This window comes from Pseudomonas sp. Pse1 (assembly GCF_024519635.1).
Classification (GTDB): Bacteria; Pseudomonadota; Gammaproteobacteria; order Pseudomonadales; family Pseudomonadaceae; genus Aquipseudomonas.
Window position 1 is genome coordinate 1 of the sequence record NZ_JALJRO010000002.1, and the last position, 16,211, is coordinate 16,211.

Sequence of the window (16,211 nt, forward strand, 5' to 3'; positions counted from 1 at the left end):
ACGCATTTCGCTGGGCAAGTTTTAATAAGATTGTTGCTGACTGGTGTTCGAGGAGCCTGCGCGGACGTCAAATCCCCAGTTCGATTTCAAGACAAGAGCCTCGTAAGGCTTGCGAAAGCTTCACCTTTGGCAGCAGTGTAATGAGCCCATCAACTAAGTTGCTAGCGTGACGTGCGTACAGCGTGACTGTGCCTGCATCAGGCGTTCGACCTGGCACGATGGCACCTACCCGCTGCTGGGCAATTTTCAGTATGCTCAATGGCTTCGAGGTGGTGTCATGATCGTCAAGGCAGGCGAAGTCATCTGTATTGCCTCGGGCATTTTTGAGAATTACGACCGCGCTGGGCCCTTTGTTGCAACGCAGGACTTCGACCTCGATTCATTCATAGCAGAGGCAATGAAGCCGCTCACAGAGAAATGGGAAGTGTCGAGCTTGTTTGCGGATATTCCCAGGGTGCTTTTCGAAAACGGGCTCATCACCAAGCTTCCTTGTCGCAAAATTTACCTAGGAGCGATGGGCGAAGTCGACATTTGGGAAGAGCAGGATGACCTTTGATGACGACGCTTCAAGTATTTGACTAAAGCGTCATGATGGTAGCGATAGAGCTGAGATTGTTTGCCTTGCAGCAGCCGCACTTAGGATCGCGGTAAACGTCGATGACTTCAGCGCCTTGTGCCGCTCCGGTCATGAGTAGTGTCGTGAACGCAGCAATTCGCAGGCTGACATTCATGGGAGTTCTCCTGTTTATAAATAATGCTTACCGGCAGCAGCAACCGCCGCCGTTCCCGCCACAGCCCGAGGTTTTCTTACTCGCTACGCTTTCCACTGTCGCAAGCTGTGCTGGATAGCCCGCGTTCTCCAGGGCTGCAAGCAGCGCATGGCTGTCCGAGTCGCCGCTGACCTTCACCCGTCCGGCTTGTAAATCCACCGCTACGTCACTCACGCCTTCAACTGGGCGCAGCGCTTCGGTGACATGTTTCACACATGAACCACAGCTCATGCCTTGGACTTGCAGTTCAACAGTTTTCATTGGTGACTCCTCACAACAAAGTTGATCATGGAACGACTGACGCATGAGGCTTTTCTGCGGCGTTGGCTTATCCTCAACCTTGCTGCCATGGCAAGGTCAAGCGGTCGTTTCACTCAATCAATGGAAGCCTGGCGCAGACGCAAGGCGTTGAATACCACCGACGCCGAGCTCACGCTCATGGCCAGGGCGGCAATGAGCGGTGACAGAAGGTGACCGGTAAGTGGATAGAACAAGCCGGCAGCCAGTGGGATGCCCATGGCGTTGTAAAGGAAGGCGAAGGTCAGGTTCTGGTGCATATTTCTCACCGTTGCTACTGACAGGCTGCGAGCACGCAGGATACCGAGCAGATCGCCCTTGACCAGAGTGACCTGAGCGCTGTTCATCGCCACGTCAGTGCCAGTGCCCATGGCGATACCTACATCAGCGCGAGCCAGTGCGGGGGCATCATTAATGCCGTCGCCGGCCATCGCCACCCGGTGTCCGGCTTGTTGCAGAGATGCCACCAGACGCTCTTTATCTTGCGGTTTGACCTCGCCGTGCACCTCCTTGATGCCCAACTGGCGAGCTACCGAGCGAGCAGTCGTAAGGCCGTCGCCAGTGGCCATGATGACCTTGACTCCATCCGCCTGCAGACGCTCGACGGCCAGCTTCGTGGTGGGTTTGATGGGGTCGGCAACAGCCAGCAAACCCGCCAGGGCGCCATCGACTGCCAGGTACATGATGCTCGTACCGTCGCCGCGTAGCTTCTCGGCATGTTCTTGCAAACTCTCTGTGGAAACGCCCGCCTCCTGCATCAACGCGGTATTGCCTAGCATAAGGCGGCGACCCTCCACCTGACCGCTTACACCGATACCTGAGGCTGACTCGAAGGTTTCAGGTGTCACCAGTTTTAGCCCTGCGGCACGAGCCTGCTCGACGATGGCGTGGGCCAATGGATGCTCACTGCCCTGATCGAGACTTGCGGCCAGGCGCAACACTTCATCCTGAGTAAATCCATGTACGGCCTCGACGCTATGGAACGCTGGCCGACCTTCAGTGAGCGTGCCAGTTTTGTCGACTATCAAGATGTCTATCTTGCGCAGGTTTTCGATGGCGGCGGCATCGCGAAACAATACTCCACTGCCAGCAGCCTTGCCGGTGGCAACCATGACTGACATCGGTGTTGCTAGGCCAAGGGCACAGGGACAGGCGATGATCATGACCGCGACAGCGTTGATCAGTCCGAACACCCAACTTGGCTCGGGCCCCCACAGCCCCCAGCCGAGTAGAGTCAGCGCGGCGATAGCAATCACAACGGTCACGAAGTAACTGGCAATCACGTCTGCCAGCCGTTGCATCGGCGCTTTTGAGCGTTGTGCCTGCACAACCATCTGCACAATCTGTGCGAGCAGGGTCGCTGACCCTATCTTCTGCGCTTGCATCACCAGACTGCCGTGAATGTTGAGGGTGGCTCCGATCAGCGCGTCGCCGGCCCTCTTCATTATCGGTATTGGTTCGCCGGTGAGCATCGACTCATCTACAGCGCTTTCGCCTTGCAGCACCTGACCGTCGACAGGCACTTTTTCGCCCGGTCGCACACGTAACGTGTCGCCGCTGTGTACGTGTGTCAGTGGGATGTCTTCTTCCGTGCCATCGGCATTGATCCGTCGGGCAGTTTTGGGTGCAAGTCCAAGCAGCGACTTGATGGCAGCCGAGGTTTGCGAGCGAGCCTTGAGTTCAAGCATCTGGCCGAGAAGGGTCAGTGAAATGATCACAGCCGCCGCTTCGAAGTACACACCGATGCGGCCCTCCATCATGAAGTTGCTGGGGAATACATCGGGGGTCAGGGTGGCCACGACGCTGTAAAGGAAGGCCGCCGCCGTGCCGAGGCCGATTAGCGTCCACATGTTCGGACTTCGCTGAATCACCGAACGCACACCACGCACATAAAACGGCCAGCCAGCCCACAGCACGACGGGTGTAGCCAATCCCAGCTCCACCCAATTTTGCGTGGTGCCATGGAACAGCACCAAGGCATGGCCGCCCATAGCCAGCACGGTTACGATCACTGTCAGTGGCAATGTCCACCAGAAACGCCGGGTGAAGTCCTTGAGTTCTAAGTTCTCTTCTTCCTCCAATTCGGGAATCACCGGCTCTAAGGTCATGCCGCACTTAGGACAGACGCCGGGGCCGAGCTGGCGAATTTCCGGATGCATGGGACATGTGTATTCAGCGGCACCCGTTACCGGTTCTGCTGTTGTCTGATGGACTTGTTCGATTTTCAGTTGGGATATTCGATAACGCTCGGGCGATGCCCTGAAGGTCGTTTGGCATTTCTGGCTGCAGAACCGGTAGTTTTGCCCCTCATATTCCGTGCTGAACTGGCTGTCGTTACTGACGGTCATGCCACATACCGGGTCATGGGAGCCGGTGGGTTGGGGTTCAGAGTTCTGTATTGGGCCGTGCTCTTGACGAACCTCAGGGGTGTGCATGAGCTAACTCCTGTTCGCATCTTTGGTTGAGACTGAGGTGTCGCCGTGATGACTGTGACCACCGTGGTGGTGCCCGAAAAAATGCATCAGCGGGCACAACAGCAAAATCATGTAAGGCAGTAAGCCCAACATATGGCCGTAGTGTTCTCTAGCCAGATAGAACAGCGCGATCACCAGCAGCATGCCCAGCGCTATGCCGGGTTTACTCCTCCAAAATGTTGGAGAGTTGTTAGTTGAATGTGGTGAATTCATCATGGTTCTTTACTCCTGAGGGAGTGCTGTTTAGTGATACGTCGTATAGGTGTAACGGGCGGCAGTTTTACCCTTGGCATAATTGGCTAAGGTAAAACCGTCGCTGCATTGCCTACAGGCTTGTGCGCGTCACTTGCTCATCGGCATGTTCATCATGCTCGATTGCTGATCCATCATTTTCATCATCATGTTCATCATTCCCATCTCCATGCCGTCTTTGTTGCCGTCCATGCCCATGCCATGACAGTTCTTATGCATCATGGCCATGCTGTCCTTCATCGTCTTCATGCTCTCCTGCATGGCGGCGTGTCGCTCGGCAGGGGTCTTGGCGGCGGCTGCCTTGTCGTGTGCAGCCTGCATTTTTTGCATTTGCTCGGTCATGACAGTGTTTTGCATCGGCGTAGCTGCTTCGCTTGTCTGGGCGGGCGCGGTCGGCGTCTGCTCCGGGTGATGCTCATCGACTGCCGAGGCCATGAGTGGGCTGCTCACGAGCAGGGTGGCGAGGATAAATTTCAGTGAGGCATGCATGGCAATCTCCAAAGGGTGAGGACAACTCAGGTAATACCGAGCCGCACCAGATTGGCGCAGTCAGACAATGCGCCGAAGATCGGCGCGCAGAAGGTCGGATTAATCGTTGAAACGGACGAAAATCAGGCGTGCAGGAGGTCTGGCCGGTACAGGGCGCCGTAATGCAAGAAAGGCAAAAGCGGAGAGATTGGCGGGATACAAAATCAGCAGCGCTGGGATAAGGAGCAGAAACGTCCAACTGAACAGATCAAATATTTGAAGATGGAGCGAAGGACTTACAGCTATCGCCGCATCGGCGCAGTGCTGAAGGCAGCCGAGGGCATGGGCGTCGTGGCTATCGTGATCTTGCGCGGTGTTCAACGAGACATGCGTTGTAGCCGGATTGTGGCTGGGCTGTGCCAGACATCCCTGGGTCGCTGCCAGACCAAACGCTAACACCCACAGCACGATGGCCAGGCGTATGAACGATGGTTGACGATGGCGAAACCAGAACATGGAGAATCTCCGGTACTGATTAGCGGGTTTTGATTTATCAACATACAGCACATCGAAGTGCCAAGGTTGATCTACATCAATTTATGCAGCCGGCTGTCGGTTCTGTGGTGCAGTCAAATTTTATGACGCACGTCGATCTTTCAGATGTTGAGTTTCTCCGTGTGCTGTCAAAAGTGTAATCACCGGCTAAGCGTGCTGACAGGTGCGTCCCCTCATCATCCTCATCGAGCTGACGCTCAAACTCTCTGGTTTCATCGAGAGTCAATTCCTTGAAGGAGATGCACTATGAAAGCAACCAACGTTGTGATTCTTACACTCAGTTTGGCTATATCGTCCCTGGCCTTTGCCGAAGGTGGCGGCGACCGTGCGGTTGAGCGCATGGAACGAGCTCGCGAGACGGCAATGGCCACCACCAAACCCGTCCCACAAGCGCAAGTGCAAGAGGATATTGCACAGGAAAAGCCCACGGCTGAAAAGCAGAAGCATCAATGCTGAACCGCCCAGCTTACGGAAATGTAATCACCCCGTTTGCTGGCTTATGGCATCTTCCAATGTATCAAGCGCACTAGCTATCCAAAGCGTGAACCCTCGGGAACACGCCAACGTGCGTGCACCTGACATCCGACTGACGGGACATGAATCGGTATGCATTCCAAAACTTCTCGGCGCACCTTTGTGAAAGGTCTCACCGCAGGCGGGATTCTCGGTGGCTTAGGGCTTTGGCAGACGCCTATATGGGCGGCACCTCGCTTGGGCGAAACCAATGTCCTGTCAGGCAGAGAGTTTGACCTATTTATTGGAGAAACCCCGGTAAATATCACTGGGAATGCCCGGACTGCTATGACAATCAATGGTGGGATTCCGGGGCCTCAACTGCGCTGGCGTGAGGGCGATACCGTGACCTTGCGGGTCAAGAACCGCCTCAAGGATATGACATCAATCCACTGGCACGGGATTATCCTCCCCGCGAATATGGACGGCGTGCCGGGCCTTAGCTTCCATGGGATCGAGCCTAACGGCACGTATGTCTATCAATTCAAGGTCAAGCAGAACGGAACGTACTGGTATCACAGTCACTCCGGCTTCCAAGAACAGGTAGGTGTATACGGCCCATTGGTAATCGACGCGAAAGAGGCCGAGCCATTTGAGTATGACCGTGACTACGTGGTGATGCTTACTGACTGGACGGATGAAGATCCGGCTTCGCTGATGAAAACATTGAAGAAGCAGTCTGACTACTACAACACCCACAAACGCACAGTCAGTGATTTCATCCATGACGTAGCTGAAAAAGGTTGGTCAGCCACCGTTGCTGACCGCAAGATGTGGGCCGAAATGAAGATGAATCCCACTGACATTGCAGACGTCAGTGGCGCGACATACACCTACTTGATGAACGGCCACGCGCCGAACTCCAACTGGACGGGCACCTTCAAACCTGGCGAAAAGCTTAGGTTGAGGTTCATCAATGGTTCAGCCATGAGCTACTTTGATGTCCGTATTCCGGGTTTGAAGATGACTGTTGTGGCTGCCGATGGCCAGTATGTTAAGCCCGTAAGCGTGGACGAGTTCAGGATCGCCACTGCCGAGACTTTCGATGTGATCGTCGAACCAACTCAGGACGCCTACACACTGTTTGCGCAGTCGATGGATCGGTCGGGGTACGCAAGAGGCACCTTGGCCGTCCGGCCTGGTCTGGCTGCCCCAGTACCTGAACTTGACCCTCGTCCACTCGTCACCATGGCCGACATGGGTATGGCCGGTATGGATCATGGGGCGATGGATGGTATGGGCGACATGGCTGGAATGGATCACAGCAAGATGGCCGGCATGGGAGACAGCTCAATGCAGGGTATGTCAGGAATGGACGGCAGTGCCATGAAAGGTATGAATCATGGCGCTACGCAAGACATGTCCGGCATGGACAACATGGAAGGAATGGATCACAGCAAAATGTCTATGGGCGGCATGAGTGGTATGGGAGAAATGCAGTCGCACCCAGCCACAGAATCCAACAATCCTCTCGTCGACATGCAGGCAATGTCGACGTCGCCAAAGCTTGATGATCCTGGCATGGGCCTTCGCGAGAATGGTCGAAAGGTGCTGACGTATTCCGACTTAAAGAGCACGTTTGAGGATCCAGATGGCCGTGAGCCAAGTCGAACTATCGAACTGCACTTGACCGGGCATATGGAGAAATTTTCCTGGTCTTTCAACGGTGTGAAGTTTTCGGACGCCGAGCCTTTAAAACTGAAATACGGCGAGCGAGTCCGGATCGTTCTCGTCAACGACACCATGATGACTCATCCCATCCACTTGCATGGCATGTGGAGCGACCTTGAAGATGAAAACGGACAATTCCTTGTCCGCAAACACACTATTGATATGCCGCCAGGGTCGAAGCGCAGCTACCGAGTGACAGCCGATGCGCTGGGCCGCTGGGCCTACCACTGCCATCTCCTGTATCACATGGAAATGGGGATGTTCCGCGAAGTGCGTGTAGAGGAATAAGGAGTCGACTATGAGCAATTATTTTTGCGGGACTCGCATGCACTCAGCTGTATTTACCGTCGCTCTAGCCACTGGTTTTGTCTTGCCAGCAGCCGCTGAAACAAGCCAGGGTACCGAAGACGGGCAGATGCAGACCATGGATCACAGCCAAATGCCGGGCATGGATCACGGCAAGATGGAAGGTATGGATCACAGCCAGATGCAGGGTATGGATCACGGCAAAATGCAAGGCATGGATCATAGCCAGATGCAGGGTATGGATCACAGCCAGATGCAGGGCATGGATCACAGCAAAATGGAGGGTATGCAGCCCGCCAAGCAACCACAAACTCAAAGCCGGACTCCGATACCACCGCTAACCGATGCTGACAGAGCTGGAGTCTATAAGTCCCCTGGTGGTCACCAAGTTCATGACACAGCCCTCAACTCATTTTTTATATTTGAGAAATTGGAATGGCAGGATGCTGACGATGGAAGCGCACTGAACTGGGAAGCCCAAGGTTGGATAGGGGGAGATGTTGATCGTCTATGGTTGCGCTCCGAAGGCGAGCGCACCAATGGGAAGACTGAAGAAGCTGAGGTTCAAGCTTTATGGGGACACGCCATCAGCCCTTGGTGGGATCTAGTCGGCGGCGTTCGTCAAGACTTCAAACCAGGCGACCCTCAAACGTGGGCGGCTTTAGGTATCCAGGGCTTGGCGCTCTACAATTTCGAGGCCCAGGCTACAGCTTATTTAGGTGAAGGCGGCCAGACCGCCGCGCGGCTGGAAGGGGACTACGACATTCTCCTAACCAATAAGCTGATTTTGCAACCAACGGCAGAATTCAATTTCTATGGCAAAAACGATCCCAAACGTGGAGTCGGTTCAGGGTTGTCTGAGAGTGAAGTCGGTTTGCGGCTCCGATACGAAATCCGTCCTGAGTTCGCACCTTATGTAGGCGTGACTTGGAATCGGGCTTATGGAAAGACCGCTGACTATGCCAGCGAGGAAGGCGAAGACAATAACGAAGCACGTCTGGTGCTCGGCGTCCGGGTGTGGTTCTAAACCACAGTTAGCGGCACCAAATAATTATATAACCTCATTACAACAGCTACGCGCTGTGAGGAGCCTTGCATGTCTGTATTTAAATCCTGTGTTGTGGCCGTCGCTCTTTCATCCAGCCTTCTGCTCAGTGCAGTTGCCCAGGCTCACCCGAAGCTAGTCTCTTCAACTCCAGCTGAAGGCGCGAACGGCCCAGCCCCAGCAAAGATTGAGCTGCACTTTTCTGAAAACCTGGTTACCCAGTTTTCCGGAGCCAAGTTGATCATGACCGAAATGCCTGGCATGTCGTCGCACTCTCCTATGGGTGTGAAAGCCAGCGTGGCCGGCAGTAACGACCCTAAAACCATGGTCTTGACCCCGGCCTCTCCTCTCACAGCTGGCACCTACAAAGTGGAATGGCGAGCGGTTTCCTCCGATACCCATCCGATTACCGGCAGCGTCACTTTCAAAGTGAAATAACCATGAGCGACCCTTTGAATGTGGTACTGCGCCTCGCCCTTTACCTGGATCTGATGCTCCTGTTCGGTCTCGCTGTCTTTGGGCTGTACAGCCTTCGGGGAAAAGAGCGGGTATCGGGAACTGTGCTACATTTTGGGTCGCTACTGCCTGGCACCGCCGCTATAGGTATGCTTTTGTCCCTAGCAGCTTTCGCAGTCATGACAAAAAATATGAGCGGCGCATCCGACTGGGCGGAACTGCGAACTCACCTGGAAATGATGCTGTACGAGACAGAGATCGGCTACAGCTGGGTGACGCGCATGATCTCGCTAGCAGTGGTGATTTTTGTTGGAAGCCAGAGCAAGCGATGGCCAACGGGCAGTCTCTGGGTTGCTACCTTGGCTGGGAGCATTGCATTAGCGACACTCCCATGGACAGGTCACGGGGCGATGGATGAAGGCGCCCTGCGATTCTGGCACTTTGCCGCTGATATTCTGCACCTACTTGCCGCTGGCGGCTGGATCGGAGCTCTCGCGGCGTTTGGTCTGATGTTGAGTATTAGGGGGGCTAATTCGGAGCAACTGGTACGAGTGCTATCGCGAGCGCTCAAGGGATTCGAAACAGCGGGCGCATTCATTGTTGGTACGATCATAGTTACTGGCGTCGCTAATTATCTCTTCATTGTCGGGCCGACAGTAATCGAAGTCGTAACCAGCACCTATGGCGCTCTCCTACTCGTGAAGATCATACTTTTCGTGGGAATGATCGGGCTAGCTACCCTCAATCGTTTCTACCTGAGCCCTTCACTAGAGCGGTCTGTGGTGGCCGGTGATTTTTCTCTAGCAGCAACTACTTTGAGAAAAAGTGTGGTGATCGAATCGACCTGTGCTGTCGTCATCGTTTGCTTGGTGGCTTGGCTAGGAACATTGAGCCCCTCAATCGAGATGGCTCAAGGGTGATCCAGGAGCTAGATCCGAGCGGCCCCAAGGGCGCTCAGATCTGAGCAACGACTATCGGCTGATGGGGTAGTCAGCGACCACTTCTTGCGCACCTGCCTTGGTGAGCCCCAGGACTTGGTAAGGTTGATGATTCTGGCCGTAGTCCATACCAGGAGAACCTGCGGGCATGCCTGGCACTGCAATTCCTGCGAGGTCTGAACGACCATTCAGCTTCTTGATTTCATCGGCTGGGACATGACCCTCTACGAATTTGCCGTCAATCACAGCCGTATGGCATGAAGCGAGTCCCTGTGGCACGCCCAGGTTCTGCTTGATAGCGCTCATATTACTTTCCACATGGTCTACTACCTTGAATCCATTCGATTCGAGGTGCTTGACCCATTCCTTGCAGCACCCGCAGTTCGCGTCCCGATGTACATCGATTGTGAGTGGCTCAGCTGCCTGCACAACCCCACAAATCATCAATCCCACAGCAAGCGATAGCTTTCGTTTGAACATTCGATGCACCTCGTCACGTTTTAGTGTGCGGTTGCGCTGTATGCACTGGCCGTAGGCCAGGAGTCGTACTTCCGCACTGGATGGAAGGTAGGTTAAGCGCAAAAAGCTCAGATTGCCGATTACGTTTTTGTAAGCTGCCGACTAGCTGCTCTCCCTCAATCCACCGCCCCCGACCCCGTCTTGCCTGGGAGCTATCCGTTTGCTGTTGGGGCAATTACATTTGCGTAAGCTTCCGCACAGTCGTCAGATTGGTAGCACACTAGAACACCGCAAAACCGGAGCCCCTGCATGAAAATCTTGGTTGCAGAAGACGAACCCAAAATTGGAATGTACCTACAGCAAGGCCTCCTGGAAGCTGGCTTCAGTGTCGACCGGGTTGTGACGGGAACAGAGGCGCTGCACCAGGCGCAAAATGAGGCCTACGATCTTCTAATCCTGGACGTAATGATGCCGGGCCTGAATGGCTGGGAGGTCATTCGCTCTATCCGCACAGCCGGGAGCACTGTTCCTGTGCTGTTTCTGACGGCCAGGGACGGAGTTGACGACCGGGTCAAAGGTTTGGAATTAGGTGCAGACGATTATTTAGTCAAACCCTTCGCATTTTCCGAGTTGCTTGCTCGCGTCAGAAGCTTGCTTCGCCGTGGTGCCGCCGTACCCAACCAGACATCAATCAAGATCGGTGATCTAGAGGTCGATCTTCTGAAGCGACGGGCTTCGCGGTCAGGTCGACGTATTGACCTTACTGCCAAGGAATATTCGCTGCTAGAGCTGCTGATGCGCCGTCGGGGAGAAGTCTTGCCGAAATCACTGATCGCATCGCAGGTTTGGGACATGAATTTCGACAGTGATACCAACGTGATCGAAGTCGCGATTCGTCGGCTCCGGGCCAAAATCGACGACGATTTCGACACCAAGATGATTCAGACCGCGAGGGGAATGGGATACATGCTAGATGCTCCGGATACAGAATGAAGCGCGCATCTCTTACCCTCCGTTTAAGCATGATGTTTGTCTGTGCCGTGGTCGCCGTGCTGGTAGTTGCAGGCTTTACTTTTGACGGATTCAGCCAACATCACTTCAAAGCTCTCGACCGTCAAGCGATGACGGAAAAGCTCGAATCCATTAGGCAAATAATGGATGGCGAAGCTGGCTCCGCAGACCCTTCAGAAGTTGTGTTGCAGCTACAAGCACTCCTTGGTGCTCACCAGGAACTCTCAGCCTCAATTATCGCGATGGGCGGGAAGACGTTCTTCGCAACTTCAAATGCAGTTGGACATCCTTCTTCCTCCTCTGGTGACCCGAGGGAAGAGATGTGGGAGTGGACAGCTGGAAGCCATAAGTACCGAGGCATGAAAGCCCAAGTTCATTTGGCGAATGAAGCTGAGCCAATGACCGCGTGGCTGAGTCTAGACATCACAAGCCATATGCATTTCGTTGAAACTCTGCGCTGGTGGTTAGTGATCGGGCTGGCGATTAGCGCGTTGGTTAGCGCAGGTTTAGGGTGGTTGGTCGCGCTCAGCGGGCTGAAGCCGGTAGCACAAGTGACGAAAGTCGCGGCCTCGATGTCAGCCGGATCGCTGAAGGAGCGTATTCCGATGGATTCTGTGCCCCGCGAGCTTGAGCTCCTTGTCACTTCGTTTAACGCTATGCTGGCTCGCCTTGAAGAGTCATTTGCTCGGTTGTCTAACTTTTCAGCCGATATCGCGCACGAGCTACGTACTCCTATCAGCAATCTGCGCACACATACCGAAGTCATCCTCACAAAGAAACGTGCACCAGAGGATTATGAAGAGAATCTTTATTCCAACCTGGAAGATCTGAACCGACTCTCCAGCATTATTGACGGCATGCTTTTCTTAGCAAAGTCGGACAACGGTCTGGTTCTACCTGCCAAAGAGAAAATCGAGTTGCGTTCGGTCGTCGAGAAATTGTTCGAGTATTACCAGCTTCTCGCAGACGACACAGGGGTAAAGCTGCAGGTCGTCGGGCACGGCGCGGTGAATGGTGACGGGACGATGCTGGATCGGACGATCTCGAATTTGCTGTCCAATGCGCTCAGGTATACCCCACCTGACTGTACGATCTCCGTGAAAATCGAGCCCCTTGGCGACATGATCAGCTTGTCAGTGGAAAACCCCGGCGAGGAGATAGCGGTAGAGCATCAGCCCCGGCTGTTTGACCGTTTTTACCGAGTCGATCCCGCACGGAGAGAGAGCGCTACGAACCATGCGGGGTTAGGGCTGGCAATCGTCAAATCACTGGTCGACGCCCATGACGGCACCGTTGGATGTGTCTCCAGAGATGGCCATACGACCTTTATGATCAGCCTACCCGCGTGGCCTGCTGACCAAGGGTGAAAGCAAAGAGATCGCCCGGCCCTGTCCACAAACATGGCAACAACAAACGCGAGTACCACCGTCATTGTGAGTGTTCTGCTGAACATGACGTTCGGGTTTCAACTCGTCTTATCGTGTTTTGATACGTTTGACCTATCCCCCCTGGGGGGATAGGATGCCGGCGTAATTCATTGAGGCCCGAGGCTCAAGCCATGAGTGAGCAAGAACACCAACATAGCCATCCGCACACCCACCAAAGTCACGAGGCGATCATCAAGCGCCTCAAGCGGGCTGATGGCCATTTGCGCGGCATCATCACCATGATCGAAGAGGGTCGTGAATGCGTGGACATTGCTCAGCAGTTGCACGCTGTCGAAAAAGCGGTCTGCCAGGCGAAGCGCACGCTCATCCAGGATCACATCGATCACTGCCTTGAGGACACCGTTTCGGCGTTAGGTAATGGCGAGCGCGCACCGCTGGAAGCGTTCAAACAAATCACCAAGTACCTCTAGGTCTGAAATGCCCAATTTCGCTGAACTGCTGCAACAAGGCGGGGCCCACGCCTGGCTGTATTTCCCGAGCGCTATTTTGCTCGGTGCCTTGCATGGCCTGGAGCCCGGCCACTCAAAGACCATGATGGCGGCGTTCATCGTGGCCATTCGTGGCTCGGTTAAACAGGCTGTGTTACTGGGCTTGGCCGCTACGCTTTCGCACACTGCCGTAGTGTGGCTAGTCGCTATCGGCGGGATGTATCTGGGCAAAGGCTTGGACGCACAAACCACTGAACCATACTTCCAGCTCGCGTCCTCTGCACTGATCATCGCAATTGCGCTTTGGATGCTGTGGCGTACCTGGCGCGGTGAGCAGATGTTCAAGTTCGAGCAAGGTGATGACCACCACCACGGCGAGCATGACCATGGACATCATGATGAAACCCACCGAATCGATACCGGCCACGGGCGCATCGAACTGTCGATTTTCGAACAAGGCATACCACCGCATTGGCGCCTGAAGACATTGACCGGACACTCCTGGGCGGCCTCGGATGTTCGCCTGATGACTACCCGTCCAGACGGCAGCACCCAAGCGTTCTTATTTTCTGAGCGTGAAGGCTTCCTAGAATCGACAGTCGATATCCCGGAACCTCATGAGTTCAGTGCTCGCCTGAGTCTTGGGCATGCAGGCCACTCCCATGATTATGATCTGGACTACCAGGAGCATGATCACGGGCATGCGCATTCCGAACTGGAAGGTCTGGAGTTGTCGATTGACGGCTATCAGGATGCACACGAGCGCGCACATGCCAACGATATCCGTAAGCGCTTCACCAACCGCGAGGTCACCACGGGCCAGATCGTCGTGTTCGGTTTGACGGGCGGTTTGATTCCTTGTCCGGCTGCCATCACCGTTCTGTTGCTGTGTCTTCAGGTTAAAGAAGTGGCGCTGGGTGGCATGCTCGTCCTGTGCTTCAGCATCGGCTTGGCCCTTACCTTAGTCACGGTCGGTGCTGCGGCAGCCATCGGTGCTAAACAGGCCTCCAATCGCTGGCCGTGGCTGGGCACCGTGGCTCGTCGTGCACCGTACCTATCCAGCGTGTTGATCATTGGTGTTGGTCTGTACGTGGGCTTCCATGGCTGGATGGGCCTGACCGCGTAAGGCGATGTTTGAGTGTTCGAACTCACCAGCTACGTTGGTCTTTTTCTGGCGGCATTCGGTGCCGCTACGTTATTGCCAATGCAATCTGAAGCCGTGCTAGTCGCGATGTTGCTCTCAGACCGGTACATCGCTTCGACGTTATTGACGGTCGCCACCTTCGGCAACGTTCTCGGTTCTACGCTGAATTGGGTGTTGGGTCGCTCCATTGAGCGATTGCACCACAAGCGCTGGTTTCCGGTGAGCGAGAGCAAGCTCGAAAAGGCCGAGCAATTCTACTTGCGCTATGGGCGCTGGTCGTTATTGCTGAGCTGGGTGCCCATCATTGGCGATCCATTAACGGTCGTTGCTGGAGTGATGCGCGAGCCTATCTGGAGCTTCCTGCTGATAGTTACCCTGGCCAAGGGCATTCGTTATCTCGTGCTGACCGCTGTCACCCTGGGTTGGGCTTGATGATGGCTTATACGACCAACATATCTCGCTCAAGAGCCGAAGCAGCAGCCTGGATCTGATCAAGTGGCTGGCGATGCTGACCATGGGTATCGACCATCTGCAGTAGGTAAAGCCGGAGATGGGCTATCTGTCCGTTCGGGGACGACTCTCTTTTCCGCTCTTCTGTAGCGCCATCGCGGCCAACGTATTGCGCTCCAAATCGCGCGAACTGCTGACGCCTGCTAATAGTCGTTGCCTCGCCTTGATGCCGTTGTTCGCCGCCATTTCAGAAGCGCCTTACCGCTATATCAGCACTTCCTCAGGGAGAATAAGGAACTCGCTTGCCCAATGAAGGCAATTAGCCATACGCTGCGATGCGTGAGAGGTCTCACAAGTATAAAAAAATTAGCATGGAGCAAGCCCTGATGAAACTGTCTGCCCTTTTGATCGCCGCTTTACTTTCGATTACATCCGTTGCTGCCTTCGCGCACAGCGGCGGTACTGATTCAAAAGGTTGCCATCGCAACCATAAAACGAACGACTACCACTGCCACTAAACGGCAAAAGCCCAGCTTGATGCTGGGCTTGATGCAGCTGGCTTCTTCAGATTTGTGGAGGCCAGTTAGGCACCATCGAGCAAAACCGTAAAGGACAGCTAATGGCTGGGTCATAGCCCCAATACCTGCCCAATCTCGGGCACTCAGCACTATATGTGAGGGAGATCACTCCACTTTTGGGGAATTCTCCGTGAGGCAATATGAATCTACCGTCCTGAAGTGGCCATTCCATCGCCCACTCGTGGTGACCCTACCTACTGGCTTGGTAATTGCTCTCACGCTTGTACTCAATATTCGTTGAGCATGCGAAAACCGGAGGTTAGGGCCTTGTGGAAACGTCCTCTGCTTATCGGAGTTTTGCTTGGAATCGGAATCCTTACACTCGGTTTGGCAGTGAGTATCATCCTTATGCAATGGCAGCTGAGATAACCTAGCCAAGCAGTTGCGTAGGCGAAATGATGCGTCTCGGCTGGATTGGCTTGAGTGATGCCTTGATCGTTTTTTAACCACTTGCAGATCTAGAAACTGCGTGTCAGAAACTTTATTTCGCGTCGGTAATGTTGGCTTAACTTAGGATTTGTTTTATCGCCTTTGGCAGGCCTATTGGGTCGACCGCTTCCATTTGTAAGAGCCATTTGCAGCGACTAGACTCCAGACCATGAAACGCTATCTGCGGTTTTGCATCATCTTCATGATCAGCTTGGCGCTTCCCCTCAGCGGGATGGCGGGCGTTCAGGCACCGACAGAACCGTGCCCAATGAAGACGATGGGCATGGCGATGATGGACGATATGGGGATGGACTGCTGCAACGATATGAAAGGCCCTTCCGATCACGGCAAACCTTGTAAGCCGGGCCAGGAATGCAAGTCGGGCGGCATGCTGCAAGTCTCGATCTTAAAGCCTCCTGTAACCGTATTCAGCCCCGAAGTGATTTCATTCTTCAGCGATTCCTTGCCTGTAAAGACCTCGTCCTGGGTTTGGCGACCCCCTCGCGTTTGATTCCTGTA

Annotated in this window: 20 protein-coding genes and 1 pseudogene; 14 read left to right on the forward strand and 7 right to left on the reverse strand. The window is 54.4% G+C overall.

The features are described 5' to 3' along the window. Positions 1–277: 277 nt before the first annotated feature. Complete coding sequence (locus NR126_RS02615) at positions 278–556, forward strand: hypothetical protein (protein ID WP_105753660.1); 279 nt, start codon at positions 278–280, stop codon at positions 554–556. Positions 557–617: 61 nt separating this feature from the next. On the opposite strand, the pseudogene NR126_RS02620 reads toward NR126_RS02615, so the two are convergent. From NR126_RS02620 to NR126_RS02645, 6 genes and pseudogenes are all read right to left on the reverse strand, one after another. Further along, positions 618–731 (reverse strand): annotated as a pseudogene (locus tag NR126_RS02620) (DUF411 domain-containing protein); the annotation flags it as partial. A 27-nt stretch (positions 732–758) separates the two neighbouring features. After that, positions 759–1,031 carry a heavy-metal-associated domain-containing protein gene (locus NR126_RS02625; RefSeq protein WP_105753659.1) on the reverse strand — a complete coding sequence of 91 codons (273 nt, stop codon included), beginning with the start codon at positions 1,029–1,031 and terminating at the stop codon, positions 759–761. A gap of 113 nt (positions 1,032–1,144) precedes the next feature. Further along, positions 1,145–3,415 (reverse strand): heavy metal translocating P-type ATPase, encoded by a 2,271-nt coding sequence (locus NR126_RS02630; protein ID WP_105753736.1) that lies wholly within the window; start codon positions 3,413–3,415, stop codon positions 1,145–1,147. Between the two features lie 90 nt (positions 3,416–3,505). After that, complete coding sequence (locus NR126_RS02635) at positions 3,506–3,757, reverse strand: DUF2933 domain-containing protein (protein ID WP_053163485.1); 252 nt, start codon at positions 3,755–3,757, stop codon at positions 3,506–3,508. 126 nt (positions 3,758–3,883) lie between these two features. Beyond that, positions 3,884–4,282 (reverse strand): hypothetical protein, encoded by a 399-nt coding sequence (locus NR126_RS02640; protein WP_105753658.1) that lies wholly within the window; start codon positions 4,280–4,282, stop codon positions 3,884–3,886. A 99-nt stretch (positions 4,283–4,381) separates the two neighbouring features. Beyond that, on the reverse strand, positions 4,382–4,777 hold the full coding sequence (locus tag NR126_RS02645; protein ID WP_105753657.1) for a hypothetical protein: 396 nt from the start codon (positions 4,775–4,777) through the stop codon (positions 4,382–4,384). A gap of 285 nt (positions 4,778–5,062) precedes the next feature. On the opposite strand from NR126_RS02645, the gene NR126_RS02650 reads away from it, so the two are divergent. From NR126_RS02650 to copD, 5 genes are all read left to right on the forward strand, one after another. Further along, positions 5,063–5,272: a co-regulatory protein PtrA N-terminal domain-containing protein gene (locus NR126_RS02650; protein WP_105753656.1), complete on the forward strand. Its 210-nt coding sequence runs from the start codon at positions 5,063–5,065 to the stop codon at positions 5,270–5,272. Between the two features lie 150 nt (positions 5,273–5,422). After that, positions 5,423–7,288 carry a copper resistance system multicopper oxidase gene (locus NR126_RS02655; protein WP_105753655.1) on the forward strand — a complete coding sequence of 622 codons (1,866 nt, stop codon included), beginning with the start codon at positions 5,423–5,425 and terminating at the stop codon, positions 7,286–7,288. Between the two features lie 10 nt (positions 7,289–7,298). Further along, positions 7,299–8,333 (forward strand): copper resistance protein B, encoded by a 1,035-nt coding sequence (locus NR126_RS02660; protein ID WP_371321426.1) that lies wholly within the window; start codon positions 7,299–7,301, stop codon positions 8,331–8,333. A 69-nt stretch (positions 8,334–8,402) separates the two neighbouring features. Continuing rightward, the gene (gene copC / locus NR126_RS02665) at positions 8,403–8,789 is read left to right on the forward strand and encodes a copper homeostasis periplasmic binding protein CopC (protein ID WP_033039136.1); all 387 of its coding nucleotides are present in this window, start codon (positions 8,403–8,405) and stop codon (positions 8,787–8,789) included. 2 nt (positions 8,790–8,791) lie between these two features. Continuing rightward, entirely contained in the window at positions 8,792–9,727 is a 936-nt protein-coding gene (gene copD / locus NR126_RS02670; RefSeq protein WP_105753654.1) for a copper homeostasis membrane protein CopD, read from the forward strand. 51 nt (positions 9,728–9,778) lie between these two features. On the opposite strand, the gene NR126_RS02675 is transcribed toward copD, so the two are convergent. Beyond that, positions 9,779–10,225, reverse strand: a complete 447-nt coding sequence (locus NR126_RS02675) for a DUF411 domain-containing protein (protein ID WP_105753653.1) — start codon at positions 10,223–10,225, stop codon at positions 9,779–9,781. A gap of 288 nt (positions 10,226–10,513) precedes the next feature. Here NR126_RS02675 and NR126_RS02680 point away from each other — a divergent pair, with 288 nt between their 5' ends. The 8 genes from NR126_RS02680 to NR126_RS02715 all read left to right on the forward strand — a co-directional run bounded on the left by NR126_RS02680 (position 10,514) and on the right by NR126_RS02715 (position 16,203). Continuing rightward, positions 10,514–11,197 (forward strand): heavy metal response regulator transcription factor, encoded by a 684-nt coding sequence (locus NR126_RS02680; protein WP_105753652.1) that lies wholly within the window; start codon positions 10,514–10,516, stop codon positions 11,195–11,197. Continuing rightward, positions 11,194–12,582 (forward strand): heavy metal sensor histidine kinase, encoded by a 1,389-nt coding sequence (locus NR126_RS02685; protein WP_105753651.1) that lies wholly within the window; start codon positions 11,194–11,196, stop codon positions 12,580–12,582. Before NR126_RS02680 ends, NR126_RS02685 begins: the two co-directional genes overlap by 4 nt. A 191-nt stretch (positions 12,583–12,773) precedes the next feature. After that, the gene (locus NR126_RS02690; RefSeq protein ID WP_101209371.1) at positions 12,774–13,073 is read left to right on the forward strand and encodes a metal-sensing transcriptional repressor; all 300 of its coding nucleotides are present in this window, start codon (positions 12,774–12,776) and stop codon (positions 13,071–13,073) included. A gap of 7 nt (positions 13,074–13,080) precedes the next feature. Then, positions 13,081–14,217, forward strand: coding sequence for a nickel/cobalt efflux protein RcnA (locus NR126_RS02695; RefSeq protein WP_105753650.1), 1,137 nt, complete (start codon positions 13,081–13,083; stop codon positions 14,215–14,217). 12 nt (positions 14,218–14,229) lie between these two features. After that, positions 14,230–14,667: a YqaA family protein gene (locus tag NR126_RS02700; RefSeq protein WP_105753649.1), complete on the forward strand. Its 438-nt coding sequence runs from the start codon at positions 14,230–14,232 to the stop codon at positions 14,665–14,667. Positions 14,668–14,785: 118 nt separating this feature from the next. Continuing rightward, entirely contained in the window at positions 14,786–14,998 is a 213-nt protein-coding gene (locus NR126_RS02705) for a TraX family protein (protein WP_256350861.1), read from the forward strand. 73 nt (positions 14,999–15,071) lie between these two features. Further along, complete coding sequence (locus tag NR126_RS02710) at positions 15,072–15,203, forward strand: YHYH domain-containing protein (RefSeq protein WP_105753734.1); 132 nt, start codon at positions 15,072–15,074, stop codon at positions 15,201–15,203. Between the two features lie 658 nt (positions 15,204–15,861). After that, positions 15,862–16,203 carry a hypothetical protein gene (locus NR126_RS02715; protein ID WP_105753648.1) on the forward strand — a complete coding sequence of 114 codons (342 nt, stop codon included), beginning with the start codon at positions 15,862–15,864 and terminating at the stop codon, positions 16,201–16,203. The last annotated feature ends 8 nt before the right edge of the window (positions 16,204–16,211 follow it).

Bases quoted from the DNA above. Each gene is read 5' to 3' on its own strand.
- NR126_RS02615 (WP_105753660.1), top strand. From the start codon at position 278: ATGATCGTCAAGGCAGGCGAAGTCATCTGTATTGCCTCGGGCATTTTT.
- NR126_RS02625 (WP_105753659.1), bottom strand. From the start codon at position 1,031: ATGAAAACTGTTGAACTGCAAGTCCAAGGCATGAGCTGTGGTTCATGT.
- NR126_RS02630 (WP_105753736.1), bottom strand. From the start codon at position 3,415: ATGACCGTCAGTAACGACAGCCAGTTCAGCACGGAATATGAGGGGCAA.
- NR126_RS02635 (WP_053163485.1), bottom strand. From the start codon at position 3,757: ATGATGAATTCACCACATTCAACTAACAACTCTCCAACATTTTGGAGG.
- NR126_RS02640 (WP_105753658.1), bottom strand. From the start codon at position 4,282: ATGCATGCCTCACTGAAATTTATCCTCGCCACCCTGCTCGTGAGCAGC.
- NR126_RS02645 (WP_105753657.1), bottom strand. From the start codon at position 4,777: ATGTTCTGGTTTCGCCATCGTCAACCATCGTTCATACGCCTGGCCATC.
- NR126_RS02650 (WP_105753656.1), top strand. From the start codon at position 5,063: ATGAAAGCAACCAACGTTGTGATTCTTACACTCAGTTTGGCTATATCG.
- NR126_RS02655 (WP_105753655.1), top strand. From the start codon at position 5,423: ATGCATTCCAAAACTTCTCGGCGCACCTTTGTGAAAGGTCTCACCGCA.
- NR126_RS02660 (WP_371321426.1), top strand. From the start codon at position 7,299: ATGAGCAATTATTTTTGCGGGACTCGCATGCACTCAGCTGTATTTACC.
- copC (WP_033039136.1), top strand. From the start codon at position 8,403: ATGTCTGTATTTAAATCCTGTGTTGTGGCCGTCGCTCTTTCATCCAGC.
- copD (WP_105753654.1), top strand. From the start codon at position 8,792: ATGAGCGACCCTTTGAATGTGGTACTGCGCCTCGCCCTTTACCTGGAT.
- NR126_RS02675 (WP_105753653.1), bottom strand. From the start codon at position 10,225: ATGTTCAAACGAAAGCTATCGCTTGCTGTGGGATTGATGATTTGTGGG.
- NR126_RS02680 (WP_105753652.1), top strand. From the start codon at position 10,514: ATGAAAATCTTGGTTGCAGAAGACGAACCCAAAATTGGAATGTACCTA.
- NR126_RS02685 (WP_105753651.1), top strand. From the start codon at position 11,194: ATGAAGCGCGCATCTCTTACCCTCCGTTTAAGCATGATGTTTGTCTGT.
- NR126_RS02690 (WP_101209371.1), top strand. From the start codon at position 12,774: ATGAGTGAGCAAGAACACCAACATAGCCATCCGCACACCCACCAAAGT.
- NR126_RS02695 (WP_105753650.1), top strand. From the start codon at position 13,081: ATGCCCAATTTCGCTGAACTGCTGCAACAAGGCGGGGCCCACGCCTGG.
- NR126_RS02705 (WP_256350861.1), top strand. From the start codon at position 14,786: ATGGGCTATCTGTCCGTTCGGGGACGACTCTCTTTTCCGCTCTTCTGT.
- NR126_RS02710 (WP_105753734.1), top strand. From the start codon at position 15,072: ATGAAACTGTCTGCCCTTTTGATCGCCGCTTTACTTTCGATTACATCC.
- NR126_RS02715 (WP_105753648.1), top strand. From the start codon at position 15,862: ATGAAACGCTATCTGCGGTTTTGCATCATCTTCATGATCAGCTTGGCG.